We start from the raw sequence: 22,692 nt of genomic DNA, 5'->3' as shown, positions 1-22,692 counted from the left end.
CCAAGCTAATTGGGGCATCGTTTGGGAAAATCGAATAATTGAGGGAAAAATCCAATTGATATTGTTCCTCTGAATTTGTTATAATAAAGTGGTTTTAACATTATTGAGGGGGAACATTTTTTTATGTCAATCGAAATAGGCAGCAAAGTACAAGGTAAAGTAACAGGTATCACTAATTTTGGAGCATTCGTAGAATTACCAGGAGGCTCAACAGGTCTTGTGCATATCAGTGAGGTAGCAGATAGCTATGTAAAAGACGTCAATGACCATCTTAAAGTAGGCGACCAAATTGAAGTTAAAGTGATTAGTGAGAAAGACGGAAAAACTGCCTTGTCCATCAAAAAGGCTATAGATAGACCCGAAGGGCAAACCTCTTCTTATACCAAACGCCCACCACGCCAAGGGGATAGCCGTTCTAAAGATTTTCGTTCTAAAGGTAATTTCCAACCAAAGGAAAATTTCGAAGATAAAATGGTTCGCTTTTTAAAGACTAGTGAAGAAAATTTATCTACTCTTAAACGCAGCACCGAATCGAAACGCGGCGGCAGAGGCGGAAGACGCGGATAATCTGATGCAGTTTCAGCATATAGATAAGGCAGGCCACAACGATGGCTTGCCTTTTTTATTTTATATGGCATGAAAAAAAAGCGAGGGCATCATATGCTCTCGCTGCTAAAAATGGAAGATAGATTACCGCACGCTAAAGAATTTTTTTATTTTGGATATGAAACCTTTTGGTTCGCCGCCAATTGGAGTCAAGGGCACGGATTCACCAAGGATCCTCCGGGCAATGTTCCGATAGGCAAGTGAGACTCTATTGTCCGGATTATAGGCAATGGGTTCCTTTTTATTCGCTGCAACAATGACTTGATCATCGTCAGGAATGACGCCGATCAAATCAATTTTAAGAAAGTCTGTAACTCCATCGATATCCATTTCTTCATCTTCATGAAGTAAATGGCCGCGAATCCGGTTAATGATCAATTGAGGCGGTTCAATATGCTCTTCTTTTTCAAGCAGGCCAATAATTCGGTCTGCATCCCTTACAGCCGGTCTCTCTGCAGTCGTAACGATGATCGCCTTGTCAGCCCCAGCTATGGCATTCCTGAAGCCCTGTTCAATACCTGCAGGGCAGTCAATAAGGATATAATCATAGTCAGGTTTCATATCGCTTATGAGTTTCCTCATCTGCTCTTCATTCACCGCTGATTTATCACTGTTTTGTGGAGCTGGAAGCAAATAAAGCAAATCCTCGAAATGTTTATCTTTAATAAGCGCTTGATGTATCTTACAGCGCCCTTCGACTACATCGACCAAATCATAGATGATGCGATTTTCCAATCCCATGATTACATCCAAGTTCCGAAGACCAATATCCGTATCAATCAAGCAAACCTTCTTGCCTAGAAGAGCTAAAGATGTTCCTAAATTGGCGGAGGTGGTCGTTTTCCCGACACCACCCTTACCGGATGTTATAACTATTGCCTCTCCCACGATTAGAGACCCCCTTCTAATCTATTTAAATTAGGTCTATATTTCTTTAATACTTGCAGTTTCTCTATAATGATATTTTCTTCTTCATCCATGTAGGCACATTCCAAGTCATGTCCCCATTTCGTATACTGGTCAGGGGATAAATTCACTTGTCCAGCAATGCGCAGCTGGGCGGGCTTCATGACCGAGGCAGCAATTATGGCCTCATGGTTCCCTTTATATCCGGCATGGGCTATTCCCTTTAGCTGTCCCATGATATATATGTTGCCACCCGCACGAACCATTCCGTCGGGATTGACATCCCCAATTAGAAGTAAATCTCCAGGAACTTCAAAAACCTGTCCCGACCTTATCACCTTTGTAACGGTCGTCACTTGGTTTTCATCTTTCCAGCGTTTCGCTTCATCCCTTGTCAGGACATTAGAAATCATCTCATCAACGAAAAGTTTCTTCTTTTTATGGATGACTTCTTTAATCTTTTCTTTTTGTTTTTCATCTAGATAGCGGTTCCCTGTATGTACTTTAACGGAAATGGACGGGTCATTTTCTTGAAACTGATAGTTTGCCGACAGCTTCACTTCTAACTCTTTCAATAATTCGGAAAATGAGCAAGAATCATCGAGATGAAGCATAAACCCGTCTTTTGTTCCCTTAATCATGACATTTTGCTGAATTCTTTTATTCATGACGTTTGTTTCACCTCAATGAAATATAATTCGACACAGGAAAACAAATTTCCTTTTTCTACATACACGGAAAAAAGAAAATTCATTTCCGGCCTGCTTTCCGGACACAGGAACGTTAATCCGTTTCCCCCTGTAAATCAAGCTTTTCAATTATTCTCTTTAAAGGATAGCAACTGATGATAATGAATACGAGGTTCAATAATATCGTCGGTAACAATCTTCGTTCCATATATTCCCCAAATCCCATATCTGCAAATGAAAGGATGATATTCATCTGAAAAACAACAACCTCTAGAATGGCCGTGAAGAATAGCGCAGTTAGGACGGCAATCAATATATTATTTTGCAGGATTTTCATACATTTCGAAATCAGATAGGCAAGAAAAGGAAGCAGGAACATGTAAATCCCGAGTATTTCCGTATATACGACATCATAAGTCAACCCAAGAATCGCTCCATAAAGCATGCCCATTTTCCTCGAACCATACATGGTAAGGAAAAAAACGAAAATCATCATGAAATGCGGAACGACGATTTTATCGTCCCCAAATGCATCTCCAGCGAATAGCTGGGCGAAGATACTTTCAAAAACAAAAAAAACCAAGGCTATAAAAGAAAGGATGAAATGTTTCACTTAACTTCATCCTCCCCAACACTTTCTTTCGGTTCACCGTCAACTTCACGTTGAACGACCATAACATTATTAATATCATAAAAATCCGTCGAAGGTTCAATATAGGCAGTCTGGTTCAAGCCATATTGATCCACTTTGACATCAACCACTTTCCCGATCAGCAGACCTTTCGGGAAAATCCCTCCATAACCGGAAGTGATGACTAATGAATTTTTCTTTATCTTTTTATCATATGGAATGCGTTTCATTAGCAAAAGATTCTTTTTATCATCGAACCCTTCAATCAAGCCATATGCTTTATCATCACCTTGAACGATGGCAGAAACTCGGTTGGCTTTATCAATCGAACTTAAGAGTTGGACCGAAGCCGTGAAGTTCGTCACTGATTTAACCTTGCCGACTAACCCATTGGAAGTGATGACAGCCATATTTTTTTCTACCCCATTACGCTTTCCTTTATTGATCGTCAGCATTTCGTGCCAACGGTCAGGATTACGTCCAATGACCGTCGCCTGAGTAGGTGAATACTTCCGCAGGTCATCTTCTTTTTTGAGGTTATCGCGAAGGTCTTTATTTTCTTCTTTCAAATCTTGAACTTGGGTTTTCAATAGTACATATTCATCCAAGCGGGCTTTCAATTTTTTGTTTTCATCGTATGTATGTTGAAGGTCTTTTAAGTCCCCTACAAAACCTGTTATACCCGATACTGGCTTATTAAACACATTTCCGACCCAGCCTGTCGTATCTTTTAGGAATTGCTCCGGCCAAGTCAACTCTTCTCTCTCTCTTAATGAAAAACCGATCAATGCCACGAGAACGATAATACTAACGAGCAAGAGAAGGAGCTTTTTATTAAAAAACTGTGGCATGATTATTGCACCTCAATCTTAATATCTTTAATTCACATCTTAATATCTTAAATTTACACAATGGTCATGATTAAACTGAACAGCTACATTTTAATTTAATGGTTCGAACATAAAAAAACCGGCTCAAAATTGCAACCTTTTGTTGAGCCGGTCCTATTTGAGAAGTAATGCTTATCGTGAATCTCTTGATTTAGTCTTGAACAAATGAATGTGGTCCAATGCTTTTCCCGTTCCGATTGCAACACAATCAAGCGGATTTTCAGCGATGATCACCGGCATTTGCGTTTCTTCACTGATGACTTTGTCCAAATTGCGCAGCAAAGCACCTCCGCCTGTCAACACAATGCCTCTGTCCATGATGTCAGCGGCTAATTCAGGTGGTGTTTTTTCTAAAGTGTTTTTCACGGAATCAACAATCGCAGACACTGTATCGCTCAATGCTCTGGATATTTCTTCAGCGGTAATTTCGATCGTTTTTGGTAATCCAGTCAATAGATCGCGGCCGCGAATTTCCATGTTTTCAACGCCTTCCGTGTCACCAGCGGAACCAATTTCCATTTTAATCGCTTCAGCAGTACGCTCACCGATCATCAAATTGTAATTCTTACGAATGTATACGATAATGGCATCATCCATTTCGTCACCGGCAATTCGGATGGATTGGCTTGTAACGATTCCACCAAGGGAAATGATCGCCACTTCCGTTGTTCCTCCACCGATATCAACGACCATGCTGCCTGTAGGTTCCCAAACAGGAAGGTCTGCCCCGATCGCTGCTGCAAACGGTTCTTCGATAGGATATGCATCACGGGCACCAGCTTGTCTAGCTGCATCGATGACTGCACGTTGTTCAACTGCTGTAATTCCAGAAGGCACACAAATCATGACATATGGCTTGTTACCGAATACGCCTTTTTTTTGAGCTTCTTTCATATAATACTTCATCATGGTAGCCGTCGTTTCATAATCGGCAATTACCCCATCCTTCATCGGGCGAAGGGCAACCACGTTCCCAGGTGTACGGCCGATCATGTTTTTCGCATCATTTCCGACTGCAACGATTTGCTTTGTATCTGTTTGCACAGCGACAACTGATGGTTCACGTACTGCAATCCCTTTTCCTTTGACATACACAAGCGTATTAGCCGTTCCTAAATCAATCCCTATATCTCTAGCGCCAATTCCAAACATTATGGTATCTCCCTTTCGTAAACAAAAATGCCTTTTTTATAAGTTCAAATTATTTGTCGTTTTTTGACAATAAGAGTTTTGAAAAAGTTTCCTCTTTTAAAAATCATAAACAATATTATATCGTATCGTCAAAAATTTTGATAGTGTCATAAATAACCTTTTTCCTTCAAACTAATATATTTGTGCTCCCCGATAATGATATGGTCCAATACTTCAATCCCGATTATTTTACCACATTCGACTAATCTTTTCGTCACTTCAATATCTTCTCTGCTAGGAGAGGGGTCTCCGGAGGGGTGGTTATGAAGACAAATGATAGAGGCAGCGGACCTTTTGAAAGCTTCTTTAAAAACCTCACGTGGATGTACGATCGAGGCATTGAGGCTTCCTATGAAGACCGTAGTTTTTTGAAGAACTTGATTTTTCGTATTTAAATAAAGACAGACGAAATGTTCCTGTGACAAAAACCGCATTTCTTCCATGCAGTAATTGGCTCCATCTTCAGGAGATCGAATCACATAACGGTCTTGATCATTCAATTTGTTGATTCTCCGGCCAAGTTCGACAGATGCTAGAATATGAATCGCTTTCGCTTCACCAATTCCTTTAATCACGGTCAATTCTTCTACTGAGGCTTCTTTTAGCAGACGCAGTCCCTTGAAGGAATTGATGAGCCTGCCGGATAACTGAAGAACGGATTCTTCCTTTGATCCCGTCCTCAATAGCAGTGCAAGCAATTCTTGATTGGAGAGACTTTGCGGTCCGTCTTGCAGAAACCTTTCGCGCGGCCTCTCTTCTTTCGGGTAATCCCGTATTAACATTTTTTCACTCAATACATCCACCCTTCCTTAAGAAAGGGAGATGCCAAAGGAGAAATTCATTATCCCAAGTCTGCCTGCATTGCCTTTAGTTCACGTGCCAGTCTTGAAACAGGAAGCCCAACGACAGAGAAATAGTCCCCTTTGATTTGTTTGACAAGAAGCGATCCGTATCCTTGAATCCCATAACTGCCAGCTTTATCAAAAGGTTCCCCACTATCCAGATAACGTTCGATTTCAGCTTCTGGCAGCTCCCAAAATGTCACTTCGGTTTTTTCTGCGAACACTTTGCGATGCATGCCAAATAGGATGGCAACACCAGTGTAAACCTCATGTGTCCGTCCTGATAACATTTCCAGCATTCTTTTTCCATCTGCCCGGTTTATTGGCTTACCCAATATCTTTCCATCAAGGACAACAACTGTATCCGAGCCGATTACCCAGCTTTCCTGAAACTCTGCAAAGATGGCTGCCGCTTTACGGGAGGCCAGCTCTTTTACTGCATCATCCGGACACATGTTTTCATCAATACTTTCATCGACATTGGAATTCATGCTTTTAAAGGGGATTTGAAGTAATTGTAGAAGTTCTTTACGACGTGGTGATGAAGAAGCTAAAATCAATGGTTGCATAATTAAAAGGTCACCTTTCTTTACATAGGGAGATACATCTCTATCCTATCAAATTATGGTGCAATCCACAATTATTGTTTACTATGAATCGACAAAAGTCTGTAAGTATTTCCCGGAAAATAAAAAAGGTGTCACCTTTTTAGTTTATTGTTGGGGAGCTTGTCCTGTTAAATAGCTCCCCTTTTTCGATACTTAACTCAATATGTTTTGGTAATTCAATAAAAAATCAAGAAGACTTCCTTGAGCCTGCAAGAGCTTTTCTTCATTTTTTGAAGTCTCAAATTCGCTAATCGACTTTGCCGCAGCAGTTAGATCATCGTTCATTTTCGAAAACTCTGGAGATAATTTCCCCGCCTTCAACTCATCCATGTTTTTTTTCAGCGTTTCATCGTTCACCGTCGCTCCCTTCCCACGAAGCTTGGTTGCAGATATTTCTGCTAACGAAGCATATACCATCTTCATCTTGTCGAGGGTTGTCTCATCTGCTTGACTTTTCCCAGCCGCTTCAAAATTGATTTCCTTCCAATATACGTCTACATCATACGACTTTAAGTACAAGGCCAGATCCTTACTTGCAGCTAGACTCTCTGCTGAACCTAAGAATAAATAATAGCTGTCTTCCAATTTGAATATTTCAGCCGGAACCTGCTTTTCAATGACTTTCTTTTGTATTTGCCTCGCCGCATCTTCGCTGCTGAACACACCGCCCTGTACTAGGAACGTCTTCAGTTGGGCTCCTTGTACCTTCGATGCCGCTTTTTTATCCTCCTCAACAGGTTGCCCCGTTGGAATCGAGGTCTCGATCGAAGAAACTGCAGCTTTTTCCCTTGTGATTGTCTTAACGGCTATCAAACCAAGAATCGAACCAAAAAACACGGCACAAATGACAGCAATCAAAAATGTCCTTATCGGTCCTTTATTCGAGCTTTTCAGTGAGCTTGTACCAAAACCGATAAGCTTCGGCATTTTCTTCTTTGGCTGTGTGGGGACCAATACGATTTTATTCTCGTTTGAATCATCAGGAAGGATCCATTCGAAACTCTCATCACGGCGTTCCTGTTCCTCACTAGCTGCCTCTTGGCTTTCAATCTTATTTTTATCGGCAAATACTTTTTCTTCCCCATTTATTTTAATCGTGACACCTTTGCTTTTTTCAGACTTGCTCACTTTTTCTCCTCCCCTCCAGGTCATTTTTTCCATCCTAACATAGAGACAAAAAAAAATAACAAGACTTTTGTCGTCTTGTCATTAATAGGTTTCGTCAAATTTCCCTTTAAATATCAATTGAAATACAAGGACCTCCAAGCACTGATACTTCTGGTTCATGGGCGGTTCAATCTCCGTCACTAGACGTTCCCATTCCTAGCATTTTCACTTGCACCAAATGAGGATGATTCCCTAGCTACGCTAATGTTCAGGGAACTTTTGACAAATTCCCCCTTTACTAGGATAGTCCTTTACGCTCATCTCAGGAAGGTAACATACCAGTACAGAAGGGAATCACCCCAAAAATAAGCTGTCAATGTCCCAAACACGATATACGGCCCGAATGGAATCAAGGTTTTCTTTTTTAAAATTCCGGTTAGCATCCCTATGATGCCAAAGAATGCCCCATAAAAGCTCGCAAAGAGAAACGATAATAGCACAATCTTCGTCCCCAGTACAAATCCAATCACAGCGAACAGCTTAATATCACCGCCCCCCATGCCCCCCTTACTCACTACAGCGATCACTAGCAGGAGACTGAAACCAACACTTGCCCCAACAATGGAATCCCACCAGGGAGATAGTGGATATAAAACTCTTAGTATCATAAATATCACCATAAAGAAAAGCAGAATTTTATCAGGAATGAGCATATAGGCCACATCAGACACTAAGATGATCATAAATAATGAAATCAATGTCAAGCCAATCAAGAGTTCGTTCGACCAGCCAAGGAATATGGGAGAAGTGGTAAACAAAACACCGGTCAGCATTTCCACTAGTGGATATAGGGGGGAAATCCTTGTTTTACAGCCCCGGCATTTTCCGTCTTGCAACATATAAGAAATAACTGGTATCAACTCGAAGAATGCCAATTTCCGCCCACAAGTTGGGCAAGCGGATCGGCGATTCGCAAAAGTATTGTTTACCGGAACACTTAATCCGACGACGTTAAAGAATGAGCCTAAAATTAAACCTAGGACAAATAGATAGATATGGATAGCCATCATTTATTTCAATTGGACAAGGAATCTATTCACTTCCATTGGACCTTTTAGGTCAACGGTAAACGTTCCTTCATCAGAATGTCCCATCCCTTTTTCAGGACAACCTACTTTATGATAATAACTAGCCTTCTCCATAGTTTCATTCCTCCCGATATTTTCTTTTCATCCCGCCCGAGCATAATCATTCCTAAGTCATATAGCTTCAATATTAAACATGTTTTAACCAATATATTGGGTGATTGGTTTGTCCATAACCCATTCAGGATTTTTCTTATTCAAAGGCTCGATTTAACAAAATATGGCTAATAAATGGACCTTTTGAAAAATCCTGTTTTTTGACCGATAAAAGTTGATCATTCACTACGAGTTTTCATTACGATGGAAACAGCAATCATTGTATTCAAATTACACTCTCGGTAACGAGCAGTAGGCCGAGCCGCATGAAATCTTCATGTAATCGCAGGCAAGACTCTATCAGTCACAAGGCTTCAACTTTCAGATAGGAAATCCCTCACAAGTGAAAGGAAATAAAGGGAACCTGTGATGACAAGAACCTCCTTTTCGACTGTTTTCCGTCTCCCTTCCCTTATCGCCTCTTGCCAATCCTTGTTTATACTTTTATTTTCATGTCTGCATTTATCATAAAGCGTTTGCGCATCCTCCGCCCGATCATGGACGAATTCGGTAATGATGATTTCAATCGCTTCCTTTTCCAGTCCTTGAAGCATCAAGGAATAATTTTTATCTTTAAATGAACTGAATACAAATCGATACTTATATTCAGGGTAATGCTCGTTTAGCGTTTTCATCAGTACGTCGATGCCAGCAGGGTTATGTGCACCATCAATGATCACCAACGGCTCTGCCGATATTTTTTCGAAACGGCCATCCCATTTCGCTTCTCCTATTCCTTTGCGGATGCTTTTTTCATCGATATTTTCCATTCCTAATAAGACAGCAGCCACGGCCAGTGCTGCATTCTCCACCTGATGACGGCCTAACATCTGCATATCTACATTTTCGATGAACCTATCACCCAGAGAAAATGAGAAACTTTGACCTTTTTCACTTTGCTTTACATGATCAACATGAAAGTCTTTACCTAATTGGTAATAAGGTACGCCTACTGAATACGCTTTTTCTTCGATTACTTTTGCAGGCTCCTCTGCTGTAACTCCGCTGATGATCGGCGCGCCGCTTTTAATGATGCCCGCTTTCTCTGAAGCAATCTCCCCAAGCGTGTTACCCAGGATGTTCGTATGCTCCAAAGAAATCGAGGTAATGATCGAAAGAATCGGCTTGATGACATTCGTTGTATCAAGCCTGCCTCCTAGTCCGGTTTCCATTAAAACCAAATCTATTTCCTTTTTGCTAAAATAAGAGAAGGCCAACGCAGTCAATATTTCGAATTGAGTGGGTCCATTCCCTGCCTGGTCCATCTCTTGGATGTACGGCCACAGCTCGTTGAAGGCAGCGATAAACTCCTTATCACTGATTTCATCTTCATTTATCTTTATCTGTTCATTCATCCGGATTAAATAAGGTGATGTGAAGGCAGCGACCCGAACCCCTTGGGCTAGAAGGATTTCTTTTAAATATTGCAGGGTAGATCCTTTCCCGTTTGAACCTGCAATATGAATATACTTTTGCGCCTCATGGGGATTGTCTAATTTAGTTAATAATGCTTCCATTCGTGATAGACCAAAATTCATTCCCAATTGAACTTGGCGCCGTTCAAAAAAATGATTGATTTCTTTCATGGTTGTTACCATTAATCATTGAGCCTCCTCTATCTTTATACCGCTCTTATGCGTTAAGATTATTTTATCAATATCTGAACGATTAACCTAGATGAAAGGTAGTGTTTTAATGAAAACTTCTGCTCTCCACTGTTGGATTGTCGTTAACGGCTATTTACAGCATGATAAGTTTTCCAGTTTAGCCTTGTTCATTAAAGAGGCGGCAGAAAGAAAAAAAATCACGGCCACCCTTATCCGTAATTCGGATCTACTTCCCATTATTGAAAAAGGGGTGCCATTACTTAAAGGAACGTTTGATAGGCTGCCTGATTTTGTTCTGTTCATGGATAAAGACATTCATTTGGCACGCCATTTGGAATTGCTCGGCATACCTGTATATAACAGCAGTACAGCGATCGATATATGCGACAGCAAAGCAAAGACTCATCAAGCATTAGCTGGGCATGGCATACCTATGCCGAAAACCTTGTTTCCCCCTTTTACGTACGAAGGGATTGATAGGGTTAATGTCGATGCCTTTAAACAAATTGGGATTGAACTTGGATTTCCCCTCATCGTTAAGGAAGCATACGGTTCTTTTGGGGAACAAGTATATTTGATCCATACAGAGGATGATTTTTTAAAGACGATCCATAATCTCGGCCACAGACCATTCATCATTCAAGAATTCATCGAGCACAGTAAAGGACGGGATATTCGTGTTAATGTCGTCGGCGATCAAGTCATAGCTGCGATGCAACGCCATTCCGAGCACGACTTCCGAGCTAACATGACAGCTGGTGGTCAGGCAGCACCCTATACACCCACAAGGGAGGAGGCACTACTCGCCATCCGATGTGTGGAGATTCTAGGTACCGACTTTGCTGGCGTCGATTTGTTATTCGGTGAAGATGGTCCTCTTTTATGCGAAGTGAATTCGAATTCGCATTTACTAAATATATATGACTGTACAGGCATCAACATCGCTGATAGCATGTTTGATTATATGTTGGACAAATTAGGAAAGGGAAGTACATCAGATGAGAAAACAAGCAGGTTGGTTGATTTATAACCGCGAGGATGCTGTAAAAAATAAAGGATACATAGATTGGATGCTAGACGAGGCAAGTAAGCTTGATCTTGATTTACAATTTTACCATCGTGAAGACCTTCGGATCGGTCATCGCTACAACGAGTTGTACGTGGAACATGAGCTGAAGCCAATTGCATTACCGGACTTTGCCATCGTCCGGACCATCGATCCTTTTCTCACAAGGCAACTGGAGCAAATGGGGATTGCTTGCTTTAACTCCTCGTTCGTATCCGAAATGGCAAATGACAAAGCAAAGACACATCAATATTTGTCCACGTTGGGAATTCCAATGGCCGATACCGTATACTGCAACGGAAGGCCGAATGCCCATGACATGGAGTTCCCTTTCATCGCTAAAGAAACACATGGCCGCGGCGGGAAACAAGTTTATTTAATCGAGCATGCTAATGATCTGGTTGAAATGAATGATGGGAGTTGGATTGTCCAAAAACCTGGCTTATTCGGAAAGGACATCCGCGTTTTTGTAGTTGGTAACAATGTGAAGGCTGCTGTACTCCGGGAATCCGCATCCAGCTTCAAGGCCAATTATACGTTAGGGGGATCGGCTTCCATATACGAGCTGACCGCTTCCGACTTAGCTCTGGTTGAAAGAGTAATCGATGCGTTTGATTTTGGCCTTGTCGGGATCGATTTCATTTTTGACGATGACGGCAGTCTCATGCTCAATGAAATCGAGGATGTCGTCGGGAGCCGGACATTAAGTGCCCTAAGTGACATGAATATCGTCAGAGAGTACCTCACATTCATAAAAGAAAGAATAACCTCCTAACGGAACATATTTCTTAAATAGTGTGAAACACAAAAAGGATGAACCGGCATAATGCTGGTTCATCCTTTTGTTTTACAGTTGTTTCAGTTCATTGATTCTGTGAATCACAGAGTCGCGTTTTTCGCTATAATCTTTTTCTTTGGCACGTTCTTCTTCAATGACGCTTGCTGGCGCCTTTTTAACGAAGCCCTCGTTGCCTAATTTTTTCTGTACTCGTTCAACTTCTTTATTAAGTTTGTCGAGCTCTTTTTCAAGACGTTTCACTTCTTCGTCGATATTGATCAGTCCTGTAAGCGGAAGGATTAATTCCACACCCGTTACGACTGCCGTCATCGCTTGAGCCGGTTCTTCGACCTTGATTCCGATCGTCAATTGTTCAGGATTACAGAAACGCTCGATATAACTGCTGTTTTTCTGTAATGTAGCTAAGATGGACTCGTCTTTCGCTTTTAAAATCAGATTGATTTTTTTGCTTAACGGTGTGTTCACCTCGGCACGGATGTTACGAACGGAGCGGATGATTTCAACAAGCAGCTTCATTTCCTCGGCTGCATCTGTATCAGTCAACTCTTCGTTCACTACAGGCCATGCAGCAACGGTGATGGACTCTCCTTCATGAGGAAGGTTTTGCCAAATTTCTTCGGTGATGAATGGCATGAAAGGATGCAACAATCTCATCGTGTTATCCAGTACATAAGCCAGGATTGAGCGCGTCGTTTTCTTCGCTGCTTCGTCTTCGCCATATAACGGAAGCTTCGCCATTTCAATATACCAGTCACAGAAGTCATCCCAAATGAAGTTGTAAAGCACACGACCTACTTCACCGAATTCATAACGGTCAGCAAGTCTTGTCACGTTTGTAATCGTTTCGTTCAAACGCGTCAAAATCCATTTATCGGCTACAGATTTTTCACCACTTAAATCGATTTCGTCATACGTCATGCCATTCATGTTCATTAAAGCAAAACGGGATGCGTTCCAAATCTTATTGGAGAAGTTCCAAACCGCTTCCACTTTTTCCGTGCTGTAACGAAGATCCTGACCTGGTGAGCTGCCCGTCGATAGGAAGTAACGCAGGGAATCGGCACCGTATTGATCGATGACATCCATCGGATCGACACCATTACCAAGCGATTTACTCATCTTGCGTCCCTGTTCGTCACGAACAAGACCGTGAATCAATACATCTTCAAAAGGACGTTCGCCCGTGAACTCAAGTGCCTGGAAAATCATCCTTGAAACCCAAAAGAAAATGATATCGTAGCCTGTCACAAGCGCTCCGGTTGGATAGTATCGTTTGAAATCAACGCTATCTTTGTCAGGCCAGCCCATTGTTGAGAACGGCCATAATGCAGAGCTGAACCAAGTGTCTAAAACGTCAGTATCTTGTTCCCAGTTCTCAGCATCCGCAGGCTCTTCATGTCCTACATACACTTCGCCTGTTTCTTTATGGTACCAAGCTGGAATGCGGTGGCCCCACCATAGCTGACGAGAAATGCACCAGTCGCGAATGTTTTCCATCCAGTGCAGATATGTTTTTTCGAAACGATCTGGTACGAAATGAACTTTTTCCTCATCGGACCCTTTTTGAAGTTCAACAGATGCATCAGCTAGCGGCTGCATTTTAACGAACCATTGAGTCGAAAGATATGGTTCAACAACAGCACCGCTTCTCTCTGAATGACCGACTGAGTGAAGATGATCTTCTATTTTGAAGAGTACTCCGTCTTCCTGAAGGTCTTTGACGATTTGTTTACGGCATTCAAAACGGTCCATGCCTTCATATTTACCGGCCTTTTCATTCATTGAGCCATCTTCATGCATGACAAGGATGCGCTCCAAATTGTGACGGTTCCCGATTTCAAAGTCATTCGGATCATGAGCCGGTGTAATTTTTACCGCACCTGAACCGAATTCCATATCAACATAATCATCACCGACAATCGGGATTTCTCGGCCTGTAATTGGCAAGCGAACCATTTTGCCGATCAAGTGTTTATAACGATCATCCTCAGGGTGTACGGCAACCGCTGTATCGCCAAGCATCGTTTCTGGACGAGTCGTGGCTATTTCAATTTCGCCTGATCCGTCAACCAACGGATATTTCATATGGTAAAATGCGCCCTGCACATCTTTGTAAATAACCTCGATATCGGATAACGCCGTTTTCGTTGATGGATCCCAGTTGATGATGTATTCGCCGCGATAAATCAGGTCCTTGTTATAAAGCGAAACGAACACTTCGCGCACTGCCTTTGAAAGCCCCTCATCAAGAGTGAAGCGTTCACGGGTATAATCAAGGCCAAGACCAAGCTTTGACCATTGTTCACGAATATGGCTCGCATATTCTTCTTTCCATTTCCATGTTTCTTCTACGAACTTTTCGCGTCCCAGGTCATAACGGCTTACGCCTTCGGCACGAAGTTTCTGTTCAACTTTCGCTTGAGTGGCGATACCAGCATGGTCCATGCCCGGCAACCATAAAACATCAAACCCTTGCATCCTTTTCATGCGTGTCAATATATCTTGAAGCGTCGTATCCCAAGCGTGGCCAAGATGCAGCTTACCTGTTACGTTTGGTGGTGGAATGACAATCGTATATGGCTCTTTTTTATCGTCACCCGTCGTTTCGAAAAACTTCCCATCAAGCCACCATTTGTAGCGGCCTTTCTCTATCGTCTGCGGATCATATTTAGTCGGCATCGAAATTTGGTTTTCTTCCATATCATTTCCTCCTTTTTTGGGCATAAAAAAAACTTCCATCATCATAAAAGGACGAAGGAAGTTGTTCGCGGTGCCACCTTTTTTCCGAAAAAGAAAAACATCTCTTTCGGCTCTCAAATCTGATAACGGCTCTTCACCGGCCTTCGCTACTAAAAATCTTTCACGAAAACAGCTCGCGGACGACTTCGGATGCTGCTGCTTGGAAACCTCCCACCAATTGGTTTCCTCTCTGGAAAGTGCATTTCATCTTACTATTTCCGGTCTTTGCATTGATTTATATTCATATGTAAAATCATTAAATGCATATAGTATATAGTACAAAAAATATGGGGCTCCAGTCAATCATCTTTTCGCTTACTTACTTGAGAAGCATCCAATTTCATAAATTAATCCCTTTGCCTTGCCGTTTTCTTTATTTTATCACCCAAGAACAGTGATTGTGACGGCTTTCTCACATTTTCCACTAACCACCCATAGAATATAAGAAGCCTAAAAAGGAAGGTAATAATATGAAGCGAAGATATACTCCCTACACTTTACCGCCTTGGATGAAAAAATTCCGCGGTGTTTGCCAGCAGTTCATCGTCCCCTTTATCGTATTCCAAGGATTACGGACTCTGATTTTTCCTACTTTCTTTGATATGCTCCTGCTGATCGCATTTATTTTCTTGGCCATGTCTTTATATTTCGAATGGATTTAATTATTCCCTTAAAGCAAAAAAAATATACATGACCTGGAGTTAATCCAATCATGTATATTTAGCTTTGGGGGGACTGCTCTTGTTTGGCAGCCTCGGCAGCCGCCTTTTTCTTCTGTTCGATCTCTTCGATTTTCATCACCATATACTCAATATTCTTCAGGAGCCAAAATTGCCGCTGCAGTTGGGTAACATTATCAAGCTCCGAACGATGGCCCTTGCCATCAGAATAGCCCTTCACTAATTCCAGCGCTGATCCGGGGAAAGCGAGATAACTTTGCATGAGCAGCAATTCTTCTTCTTTCAACGGAAAATAACGCATGTAGTTATATAGCCAGTCGACACAGTCATCGCATTGTACAGGATAGGTCCTAGCTGATTTAACTAAAAATGGAAGTAAATCGAAATGAGGCGGTGCCGTATTCGAATTCTCAAAATTGATGAAATAGCCATATCCCCGCTCATCATAAATGAAATGTTTCAGAGAGACCTTTCCATGAGTGACCACGGTTCGAACCTTATCACTTTCCTTCGTTTTTTCATACCAGGTTTCAAACTTCTTGATCGAGTACTTCAATGCCTGTGAAATATCTGTGAAGAAAGTACAAACCGTCATTTCGAATGGAGACATATACCACTTCTTTTCACAGCTGACAATGTACTCATCCATAAAGTCCTTCTCGTTATTCCAAGCATCAATCGTCCGTTCATAATGTGCTTCCCGTTCTTCTATATCCACTTGGGTTTCTTTTACAGACAGCGTATGCATCCGAGCAAGCTCCCTGAACATTTGCTTATGCTTTTCATCGCGCTCCCCGGCTCCTTCATTATTCAACCAGGGCATCAGGTAATACAAACGTCCATTATGAAGAACGGCGTAACGCTGATCCATCGTTTGATAAATGGGAACGATCCGGTTATATCCGCGATGGTACAATTTTTGAACATTTTTAATAAAATCAATGCCATTGTGCGGCAAAATGGATTTCAAGGCAAAGATACCGCGATCACTGTACACTTTTTTCACTCGTCCGAAGTCCTCAATATATTGTACATACATGGCATATTCCTTCAAGACGGTCTCCGTGTCCCAATCCCGATTAGCAGGCTGCTGATTCTCGTTTTCCCTCACGAGACTCACTCACTTTCTCTAAAAAAACTCAACAATCCGATTTCTGGCGTCGTTTCATTCAAGCGGCCAAAGCCACCGTTCAAACTTTAATACCTTAGTAAAAAACAGGAGCAGACCATATGCTCTGCTCTCTGTCGTGGCTAATTTTTATAGGCAACAGCCTTCGGTATATAGATGACTTGCCCTTCATGGATGTTCTGATTGGACTCCAATTCATTGCTGAAAAGTAAGGATTGTACCGTTACATCATAACGTTGAGCCAAATCATCCAGCGTTTCTCCTTGCTGGACAATGCAAACCTTCATCCTTACCAGTTCTTCTTCTTGTTTCCGGCCGAATAAATCCATGATGGAATGCTGCTTTTCCCCTTGATCAGCCGTATCTTGTTCATCACGTTCAGCGGCTTGTTTCCGACCCTTATAATTTTTAACTTCCTTAGCTGGCGGCGCTGGTCTTTCTTTCTTTTTGAACAGATCCCTTATGGACGAATTCGATTCCTCTTCCTTTTCCACCATTACATGTTCGTTGAGGATGGGACCCGCAACAGCGTCCTCTTCTTCCTGCCGGATGACGTCATCGGTTTCAAACTGTGATACAGGTTCATTTCCCATTGGAAAACTTTGTTGATTGCTTGATTGATTTAGCTCTTCTTCTTTCAATGACTCTCTAGGAGTCTCCAATTTTTCTATAACTTTTTCCTGCCTGCTTACTTCTTCTAATTTCTCATCTTCCATGGATGACACAGGTACCTCTGCGGAGTCATGCGAATCACTTACTAAATCCGTTTCTTCCTCTACAACTTCAGCTTCTTCCTGTTCTTCCTGTCTGTTAATTTCCGTTTCCCACTCCTCCTCTTCAGGATATGGTGAAACGGGAATTTCAAAAACTGGGGCATTATGCTGATCACTTAAATATATTGGCTCTTCTTCTTCCTCATCTTCGTTTGCTTCAGAAACACGTCTTGCCTCAGCAGTAAATGGTGTGTATAACTCTTCTTCCTGCTCATCACGGAACACAGGCTGAAAATCAGGGATTGGCGGCACTCCAGCCGCATATGGAATATAAGACTCATTTTCTCCGTCCGTTTCTTCTTGTTCCTCAGTTTCACCAACTTCCTGTTCCGTATCAAACCTTTCTTCGACATATGAATCATTATAAATTCCGGTTATCAGCAAATCAGCCTGCAATTTTAAACAATTATGCTCAGGCAGAGCATAATCAAAACTTTGAATCGAGACATACACTTCCTCCAATGAGGCAATCCGATTATTCGGAATCGTTATATCAACCGGAAAACGGTGTGTGAACTCATTAAGTCCATTGAGATTCCTCTCGACCTTTTGAACGGCTTTTGGCAAAAAGGTCTGCGAAAACTCCTCTTCTTCACCATTTTGCGAGTCTTTGTATTCACCGCATAAGTCTAACGAGCCTCGTATAAAAACATATTGATCACTTTCTTGAATCGTCACATTTGGATCCAGGGAAATGGAATATAGCTCAACCACTTCCTGTCCCTTATGGAACCAAACAGATTCCTCTAAAGAAAATCGTAAATACGATTCATTTTCTTGCGACAAGACAACTCCTCCTTTCAGCTTCAGGAAACGGTACCTATACCAATAACAATCTATGAAGGATGGCCATTGATTATTCCTTTTTTCGTCGGAAGCCATCTTGTCCTTATTTTTGCTGGACCTTTTATAAAGAAGTAATTTTATTAAGCATTTATTTTGGCTTTTGCCTTTACTTCGGCCTTTTACCGTTTAATCCGGTCTACATTCGCTTTAATTCGGCCTTCTGCCAGTTTATTCGTCCTGCATTCATTTTATTTCGGCCAATATCGAATAAATTCAAAAAAGACAGGCTCCCTTTCTCCAAAAGTGTTTGGAAAAAGGGAGCCTGACTTAATAGTTTTATTCAAATCATTTTTTTAATTTCGCAAAAGCCTGTTCTGTAGCTGCAATGGTTTTTTCGATATCTTCATCACTGTGTGCCGTAGATAGGAATAATCCTTCAAACTGGGAAGGTGGCAAGTAAATGCCTTGATTCGCCATTTCCCTATAGTAGGAAGCAAAGAACTCTAAATCGGATGTTTTTGCTGTATCATAATTGATCACTTCTTCATTCGTAAAGAAAAGTCCAATCATGGAACCGGCACGATTGAATGTATACGGAACACCGTACTTTTCCGCTGCTTCGCCAATGCCTTTTTCGAGCATATCACCTTTTCGGGTGAACTCTTCATACGATTCAGGAGTTAATTGGCTCAGTGTTTCAAGACCAGCCGTCATTGCCAAAGGGTTACCGGACAATGTTCCTGCTTGATAGATTGTCCCGCTCGGAGCTATTTGTTCCATGAATTCGCGCTTGCCTCCGAAAGCTCCGACAGGTAAGCCGCCGCCAATTACTTTCCCAAGGCAAGTCAGGTCAGGAACGATGTCAAAATAACCTTGTGCACAATTATAGCCGACACGGAACCCTGTCATTACTTCGTCAAAGATCAATAGAGCGCCGTATTGTGTCGTCACTTCGCGTAAGCCTTCGAGGAATCCAGGTTGTGGCGGAACGACGCCCATGTTCCCTGCAACAGGCTCTACGATGATACAGGCGATGTCTTCACCAAATTGTTCAAACGCATATTTGGTTGCAGCAAGATCATTATATGGCACGGTAATCGTATTTTTTGCAATGCCTTCCGGTACTCCCGGGCTATCCGGTAAACCTAAGGTTGCAACGCCGGATCCAGCTTTGATTAACAATGAATCGCCATGTCCATGATAAGAACCTTCGAATTTCAGGATTTTATCCCGACCTGTAACGCCTCGCGCCAACCTTAGAGCACTCATGGTTGCTTCTGTTCCTGATGATACCATCCGGATCATCTCAATCGAAGGCACCCGTTCGATGACCAACTTAGCCAGTTCATTCTCAATCAGCGTAGAGGTTCCAAAGCTTGTACCTGATTCAGCTATCTTTTTCAATGATTCAACGACACGGTCATTCGTGTGACCAAGGATAAGCGGTCCCCATGAAAGAACATAGTCAATATACTCATTGCCATCGATATCATACATTTTCGAACCTTTTCCACGCTCCATGAAAATGGGATCCATGTCCACAGATTTGAAGGCACGCACAGGGCTATTCACGCCGCCCGGCATCAATTTTTTTGCTTCGGCAAACGCTTTTTTCGATTTTTCATATGACCGCATGATTCAATCCCCTTTTCCATTTCAGGTTATGTTTGTTATCATCTTTGATTTTCTTCATTTATCCAGCGTGCTACCTCTTTTGAAAAATACGTGATGATCAAGTCGGAACCTGCACGTTTTAAGCCTGTCAGCATTTCCATCACTATCGCTTTTTCATCAATCCAGCCATTTTGGGCAGCTGCCTTAACCATTGAATATTCACCGCTGACATTGTAGGAAACAACAGGAAGATTAAAATTATTTTTAACATCCCTGATGATGTCCATGTAGGATAGGGCTGGTTTCACGATTAAGAAATCTGCACCTTCTTCAACATCGGATTCAGCTTCACGGAACGCCTCAAGACGATTGGCAGGGTCCATTTGGTACGTCTTCCTATCGCCAAATTGTGGCGCCCCATTCGCTGCATCACGGAATGGGCCGTAAAAAGCCGAAGCGTATTTCACCGCATAGGACATGATCGGAATATCTTCATAACCCGCTTCATCCAAACCTGCTCGGATGGCCGCAACGAAACCGTCCATCATATTGGAAGGGGCAATGATATCAGCGCCGGCCTCAGCCTGGCTGATTGCCGTTTTGGCAAGAAGGTCAAGAGATGCGTCATTCAGGATTTTTTCCCCTTCTACGACACCGCAATGACCATGGCTTGTATACTCACAAAGGCATGTATCTGCAATGACAATGACTTCAGGATATTGTTTTTTGATAAGGCGGGTTGCCTCTTGAACAAGTCCGTTATGGTGAAACGCACCCGTTCCTTGTTCGTCTTTATCATGATCAAAAGGAACACCGAATAAAATGACCGACTTTATGCCCAGACTCACGACTTCATCCATTTCCGCACCCAGATTATCCATGGAAAGCTGATAGATACCCGGCATCGAGTTAATTTCATTTTTTACCTGTTCACCGTCAATGACGAAGATCGGATAGATCAAATCCTCTTTATGCAATTGTGTTTCACGGACTAAAGCCCTCATTCCGGCACTTGCACGTAAGCGACGGTGACGGTTGAATGGAATGTTTTTCATTAGAAAGTTCCTCCTTTATTATTTCATTTCACTTATGAATCGTATGATATCCGCGACCATGGCTTCCGTTGTATAAACAGCTGGACACACATCGACGGATAGCCCATGTTTAGCAGCCGTTTTAGCGGCAACCGGCCCGATGCAAGCGATGATGATCCGGTCTATGTATGTACCCAGTTCATGGCGTTCCATGATCTGCAAGAAATGATTGACCGTCGAAGAACTCGTAAAGGTGATGATGTCGATTTCATGATTCGTTATAAGTTGAACGAGTTGTTTTTCACTGCTTCCGGGAAGTACGGTATGATAAATAATCACTTCATCACAGGATACACCAGCTTCATTGATTGTCTCCGCAATTACCGCCCTTGCGAGATTTCCTTTTGCCAGCAACACACGTGTCCCGGAATCTAGTAAGGGAATGAACTCTGATACAAACCCTTCAGCAACAAACTGCGTTGGGACAAAATCCGCCTTATATCCATGTCCTTTCAGGGCCGCTTCCGTTTTTGAGCCGATGACGGCTATTTTCGGAAGCCTGACAGGCTTTTTACCAAGAAGCTTAAAGAAGAATTCCACTCCATTTTGACTGGTCAAAATAATCCAGTCATAAGTATTCAGCTCATCTAACCGCTGTTGAACATCTTCCAAATGATCTGGAAGAGTGAACTCAAGCAATGGTACAAGAAGCGGCGTTCCGCCATTTTTCTCGATCGAATCTTTTAAACCATCAGCCTGCCCTTTCCCTCTGGTGATTAATACCTGATAATCCTTAAGAGGTTGAAAGGGATTCATTACTGATCAAGCTCCTCTTTTACGCGATCGATCAACGCTTTACCGCCCATTTCACTAATCTGTTTGGCAGCAGCATGTCCAACTGCCTCAGGGTCAGTCCCCTCAACCATTTCTTTATAAATCACCTTTCCATCCGGAGAAGCGACCAAAGCCGTCAAGGAAACAGATTCATTATCTTTTGCTACCGCAAATCCGGCAATCGGCACTTGGCAACCGCCTTCCATTTTATCCAAAAAGGCACGTTCCGCTTCAACCGTTCTTTTCGTTTTTTCACAGGTTAATTTTGCAAGTTCTGCCAGCAGCTCTTTGTCGTCTTCACGGCATTCAATGGAAAGTGCTCCTTGGCCAACTGCAGGAATACAAATATCCTCATCTAAAAATTCCGATACGATATCCTGCTTCCATCCCATTCTTGATAGTCCGGCTGCCGCTAGGATGATAGCATCATAATCTTCCGTTTTCAGCTTATTCAAACGGGTATCGATATTTCCGCGAATCCATTTAATTTCAAGATCCGGTCTTCTTGCCAAAATTTGAGCACCTCTGCGCAAACTGCTCGTACCTATGATGGAACCGGGCTTCATTTCAGAAAGGGTTTCGTGGTTCTTTGAAATCAAAGCATCCCGGTGATCCTCCCTCGGTGGTATGCAACCAATCGTCAATCCTTCTGGTAGCACTGCCGGCATATCTTTCATACTATGTACAGCCATATCGATCTCTTTATCCAGCATCGCTTGTTCAATTTCTTTAACGAATAAGCCTTTACCGCCAACCTTGGAAAGTGTTACATCAAGAATTTGGTCACCCTTCGTGACAATTTCCTTCACCTCGAACTCATATGGAGCCCCAAGCTCTTTAAGTTGTTTGATCACCCAGTTTGTTTGGGTGATCGCTAATTTACTACGTCTAGAACCGACAATGATTTTTCTCATAGTTTC

General features: G+C 42.2%; 22 protein-coding genes and 1 other annotated feature. Of the genes, 4 read left to right on the top strand and 18 right to left on the bottom strand.

Features of this window, described 5'->3' with window-relative positions:
• Nucleotides 1-123 precede the first annotated feature (123 nt).
• Nucleotides 124-567, top strand: a complete 444-nt coding sequence (locus tag ACFWE9_RS02130) for a S1 domain-containing RNA-binding protein (protein WP_034308861.1) — start codon at nt 124-126, stop codon at nt 565-567.
• A 123-nt stretch (nt 568-690) separates the two neighbouring features.
• Here the strand turns inward: ACFWE9_RS02130 and minD are convergent, their stop codons facing one another.
• From minD to ACFWE9_RS02075, 11 genes are all read right to left on the bottom strand, one after another.
• Nucleotides 691-1,494: a septum site-determining protein MinD gene (gene minD / locus ACFWE9_RS02125; RefSeq protein ID WP_230154953.1), complete on the bottom strand. Its 804-nt coding sequence runs from the start codon at nt 1,492-1,494 to the stop codon at nt 691-693.
• 2 nt (nt 1,495-1,496) lie between these two features.
• Nucleotides 1,497-2,180, bottom strand: coding sequence for a septum site-determining protein MinC (minC, locus tag ACFWE9_RS02120; protein WP_230154952.1), 684 nt, complete (start codon nt 2,178-2,180; stop codon nt 1,497-1,499).
• Between the two features lie 115 nt (nt 2,181-2,295).
• The gene (gene mreD / locus ACFWE9_RS02115) at nt 2,296-2,814 is read right to left on the bottom strand and encodes a rod shape-determining protein MreD (protein ID WP_230154951.1); all 519 of its coding nucleotides are present in this window, start codon (nt 2,812-2,814) and stop codon (nt 2,296-2,298) included.
• On the bottom strand, nt 2,811-3,683 hold the full coding sequence (mreC, locus tag ACFWE9_RS02110; protein ID WP_230154948.1) for a rod shape-determining protein MreC: 873 nt from the start codon (nt 3,681-3,683) through the stop codon (nt 2,811-2,813). The genes mreD and mreC overlap by 4 nt, the downstream gene beginning before the upstream one ends.
• Before the next feature lie 171 nt (nt 3,684-3,854).
• The gene (locus ACFWE9_RS02105) at nt 3,855-4,874 is read right to left on the bottom strand and encodes a rod shape-determining protein (RefSeq protein ID WP_230154946.1); all 1,020 of its coding nucleotides are present in this window, start codon (nt 4,872-4,874) and stop codon (nt 3,855-3,857) included.
• A 146-nt stretch (nt 4,875-5,020) separates the two neighbouring features.
• Nucleotides 5,021-5,695, bottom strand: coding sequence for a RadC family protein (gene radC, locus ACFWE9_RS02100; protein ID WP_230155356.1), 675 nt, complete (start codon nt 5,693-5,695; stop codon nt 5,021-5,023).
• A 59-nt stretch (nt 5,696-5,754) separates the two neighbouring features.
• The gene (locus tag ACFWE9_RS02095) at nt 5,755-6,324 is read right to left on the bottom strand and encodes a Maf family protein (protein ID WP_230154944.1); all 570 of its coding nucleotides are present in this window, start codon (nt 6,322-6,324) and stop codon (nt 5,755-5,757) included.
• A gap of 192 nt (nt 6,325-6,516) precedes the next feature.
• A complete protein-coding gene (locus ACFWE9_RS02090; protein WP_377355367.1) occupies nt 6,517-7,491 on the bottom strand; it encodes a hypothetical protein in 975 nt (324 codons plus the stop codon).
• Between the two features lie 296 nt (nt 7,492-7,787).
• Nucleotides 7,788-8,537, bottom strand: a complete 750-nt coding sequence (locus ACFWE9_RS02085) for a prepilin peptidase (protein ID WP_377355365.1) — start codon at nt 8,535-8,537, stop codon at nt 7,788-7,790.
• A gap of 3 nt (nt 8,538-8,540) precedes the next feature.
• Nucleotides 8,541-8,672 carry a hypothetical protein gene (locus ACFWE9_RS02080; RefSeq protein ID WP_290370502.1) on the bottom strand — a complete coding sequence of 44 codons (132 nt, stop codon included), beginning with the start codon at nt 8,670-8,672 and terminating at the stop codon, nt 8,541-8,543.
• 353 nt (nt 8,673-9,025) lie between these two features.
• The gene (locus tag ACFWE9_RS02075; RefSeq protein WP_230154938.1) at nt 9,026-10,309 is read right to left on the bottom strand and encodes a bifunctional folylpolyglutamate synthase/dihydrofolate synthase; all 1,284 of its coding nucleotides are present in this window, start codon (nt 10,307-10,309) and stop codon (nt 9,026-9,028) included.
• 97 nt (nt 10,310-10,406) lie between these two features.
• On the opposite strand from ACFWE9_RS02075, the gene ACFWE9_RS02070 reads away from it, so the two are divergent.
• Both ACFWE9_RS02070 and ACFWE9_RS02065 read left to right on the top strand, forming a co-directional pair.
• A complete protein-coding gene (locus tag ACFWE9_RS02070) occupies nt 10,407-11,348 on the top strand; it encodes an ATP-grasp domain-containing protein (RefSeq protein ID WP_230154936.1) in 942 nt (313 codons plus the stop codon).
• Nucleotides 11,317-12,159, top strand: coding sequence for an ATP-grasp domain-containing protein (locus ACFWE9_RS02065; RefSeq protein WP_230154934.1), 843 nt, complete (start codon nt 11,317-11,319; stop codon nt 12,157-12,159). The genes ACFWE9_RS02070 and ACFWE9_RS02065 overlap by 32 nt, the downstream gene beginning before the upstream one ends.
• A gap of 72 nt (nt 12,160-12,231) precedes the next feature.
• On the opposite strand, the gene ACFWE9_RS02060 is transcribed toward ACFWE9_RS02065, so the two are convergent.
• Nucleotides 12,232-14,883: a valine--tRNA ligase gene (locus ACFWE9_RS02060; RefSeq protein ID WP_230154932.1), complete on the bottom strand. Its 2,652-nt coding sequence runs from the start codon at nt 14,881-14,883 to the stop codon at nt 12,232-12,234.
• Nucleotides 14,884-14,927: 44 nt separating this feature from the next.
• Nucleotides 14,928-15,157 (bottom strand) — a binding site (T-box leader).
• A gap of 235 nt (nt 15,158-15,392) precedes the next feature.
• Between ACFWE9_RS02060 and ACFWE9_RS02055 the strand changes: the two genes are divergently transcribed.
• Nucleotides 15,393-15,584 carry a hypothetical protein gene (locus ACFWE9_RS02055; protein ID WP_101222799.1) on the top strand — a complete coding sequence of 64 codons (192 nt, stop codon included), beginning with the start codon at nt 15,393-15,395 and terminating at the stop codon, nt 15,582-15,584.
• A 58-nt stretch (nt 15,585-15,642) separates the two neighbouring features.
• On the opposite strand, the gene ysxE is transcribed toward ACFWE9_RS02055, so the two are convergent.
• The 6 genes from ysxE to hemC form a co-directional block, all read right to left on the bottom strand.
• Complete coding sequence (ysxE, locus tag ACFWE9_RS02050; protein ID WP_377355361.1) at nt 15,643-16,713, bottom strand: spore coat protein YsxE; 1,071 nt, start codon at nt 16,711-16,713, stop codon at nt 15,643-15,645.
• Between the two features lie 140 nt (nt 16,714-16,853).
• Entirely contained in the window at nt 16,854-18,290 is a 1,437-nt protein-coding gene (spoVID, locus tag ACFWE9_RS02045; protein ID WP_377355360.1) for a stage VI sporulation protein D, read from the bottom strand.
• A 345-nt stretch (nt 18,291-18,635) separates the two neighbouring features.
• On the bottom strand, nt 18,636-19,925 hold the full coding sequence (hemL, locus tag ACFWE9_RS02040) for a glutamate-1-semialdehyde 2,1-aminomutase (RefSeq protein WP_230154924.1): 1,290 nt from the start codon (nt 19,923-19,925) through the stop codon (nt 18,636-18,638).
• Between the two features lie 38 nt (nt 19,926-19,963).
• Nucleotides 19,964-20,959, bottom strand: coding sequence for a porphobilinogen synthase (gene hemB / locus ACFWE9_RS02035; RefSeq protein WP_230154922.1), 996 nt, complete (start codon nt 20,957-20,959; stop codon nt 19,964-19,966).
• 18 nt (nt 20,960-20,977) lie between these two features.
• Entirely contained in the window at nt 20,978-21,754 is a 777-nt protein-coding gene (locus tag ACFWE9_RS02030; protein ID WP_230154920.1) for a uroporphyrinogen-III synthase, read from the bottom strand.
• The gene (gene hemC / locus ACFWE9_RS02025; protein ID WP_230154918.1) at nt 21,754-22,686 is read right to left on the bottom strand and encodes a hydroxymethylbilane synthase; all 933 of its coding nucleotides are present in this window, start codon (nt 22,684-22,686) and stop codon (nt 21,754-21,756) included. The genes ACFWE9_RS02030 and hemC overlap by 1 nt, the downstream gene beginning before the upstream one ends.
• Nucleotides 22,687-22,692: the final 6 nt, after the last annotated feature.

The organism is Peribacillus sp. NPDC060253, assembly GCF_042727425.1.
In the GTDB taxonomy this organism is placed as follows: Bacteria; Bacillota; Bacilli; order Bacillales; family DSM-1321; genus Peribacillus.
This window is presented reverse-complemented; position numbering and strand designations above follow the sequence as displayed.

Bases quoted from the DNA above. Each gene is read 5' to 3' on its own strand.
- hemL (WP_230154924.1), bottom strand. From the start codon at position 19,925: ATGCGGTCATATGAAAAATCGAAAAAAGCGTTTGCCGAAGCAAAAAAA.
- ACFWE9_RS02085 (WP_377355365.1), bottom strand. From the start codon at position 8,537: ATGGCTATCCATATCTATCTATTTGTCCTAGGTTTAATTTTAGGCTCA.
- minC (WP_230154952.1), bottom strand. From the start codon at position 2,180: ATGAATAAAAGAATTCAGCAAAATGTCATGATTAAGGGAACAAAAGAC.
- ACFWE9_RS02080 (WP_290370502.1), bottom strand. From the start codon at position 8,672: ATGGAGAAGGCTAGTTATTATCATAAAGTAGGTTGTCCTGAAAAAGGG.
- ACFWE9_RS02055 (WP_101222799.1), top strand. From the start codon at position 15,393: ATGAAGCGAAGATATACTCCCTACACTTTACCGCCTTGGATGAAAAAA.
- hemB (WP_230154922.1), bottom strand. From the start codon at position 20,959: ATGAAAAACATTCCATTCAACCGTCACCGTCGCTTACGTGCAAGTGCC.
- ACFWE9_RS02095 (WP_230154944.1), bottom strand. From the start codon at position 6,324: ATGCAACCATTGATTTTAGCTTCTTCATCACCACGTCGTAAAGAACTT.
- ACFWE9_RS02070 (WP_230154936.1), top strand. From the start codon at position 10,407: ATGAAAACTTCTGCTCTCCACTGTTGGATTGTCGTTAACGGCTATTTA.
- ACFWE9_RS02105 (WP_230154946.1), bottom strand. From the start codon at position 4,874: ATGTTTGGAATTGGCGCTAGAGATATAGGGATTGATTTAGGAACGGCT.
- ACFWE9_RS02060 (WP_230154932.1), bottom strand. From the start codon at position 14,883: ATGGAAGAAAACCAAATTTCGATGCCGACTAAATATGATCCGCAGACG.
- hemC (WP_230154918.1), bottom strand. From the start codon at position 22,686: ATGAGAAAAATCATTGTCGGTTCTAGACGTAGTAAATTAGCGATCACC.
- ACFWE9_RS02130 (WP_034308861.1), top strand. From the start codon at position 124: ATGTCAATCGAAATAGGCAGCAAAGTACAAGGTAAAGTAACAGGTATC.
- ACFWE9_RS02030 (WP_230154920.1), bottom strand. From the start codon at position 21,754: ATGAATCCCTTTCAACCTCTTAAGGATTATCAGGTATTAATCACCAGA.
- radC (WP_230155356.1), bottom strand. From the start codon at position 5,695: ATGTTAATACGGGATTACCCGAAAGAAGAGAGGCCGCGCGAAAGGTTT.
- ACFWE9_RS02065 (WP_230154934.1), top strand. From the start codon at position 11,317: ATGAGAAAACAAGCAGGTTGGTTGATTTATAACCGCGAGGATGCTGTA.
- ACFWE9_RS02075 (WP_230154938.1), bottom strand. From the start codon at position 10,309: ATGGTAACAACCATGAAAGAAATCAATCATTTTTTTGAACGGCGCCAA.
- mreC (WP_230154948.1), bottom strand. From the start codon at position 3,683: ATGCCACAGTTTTTTAATAAAAAGCTCCTTCTCTTGCTCGTTAGTATT.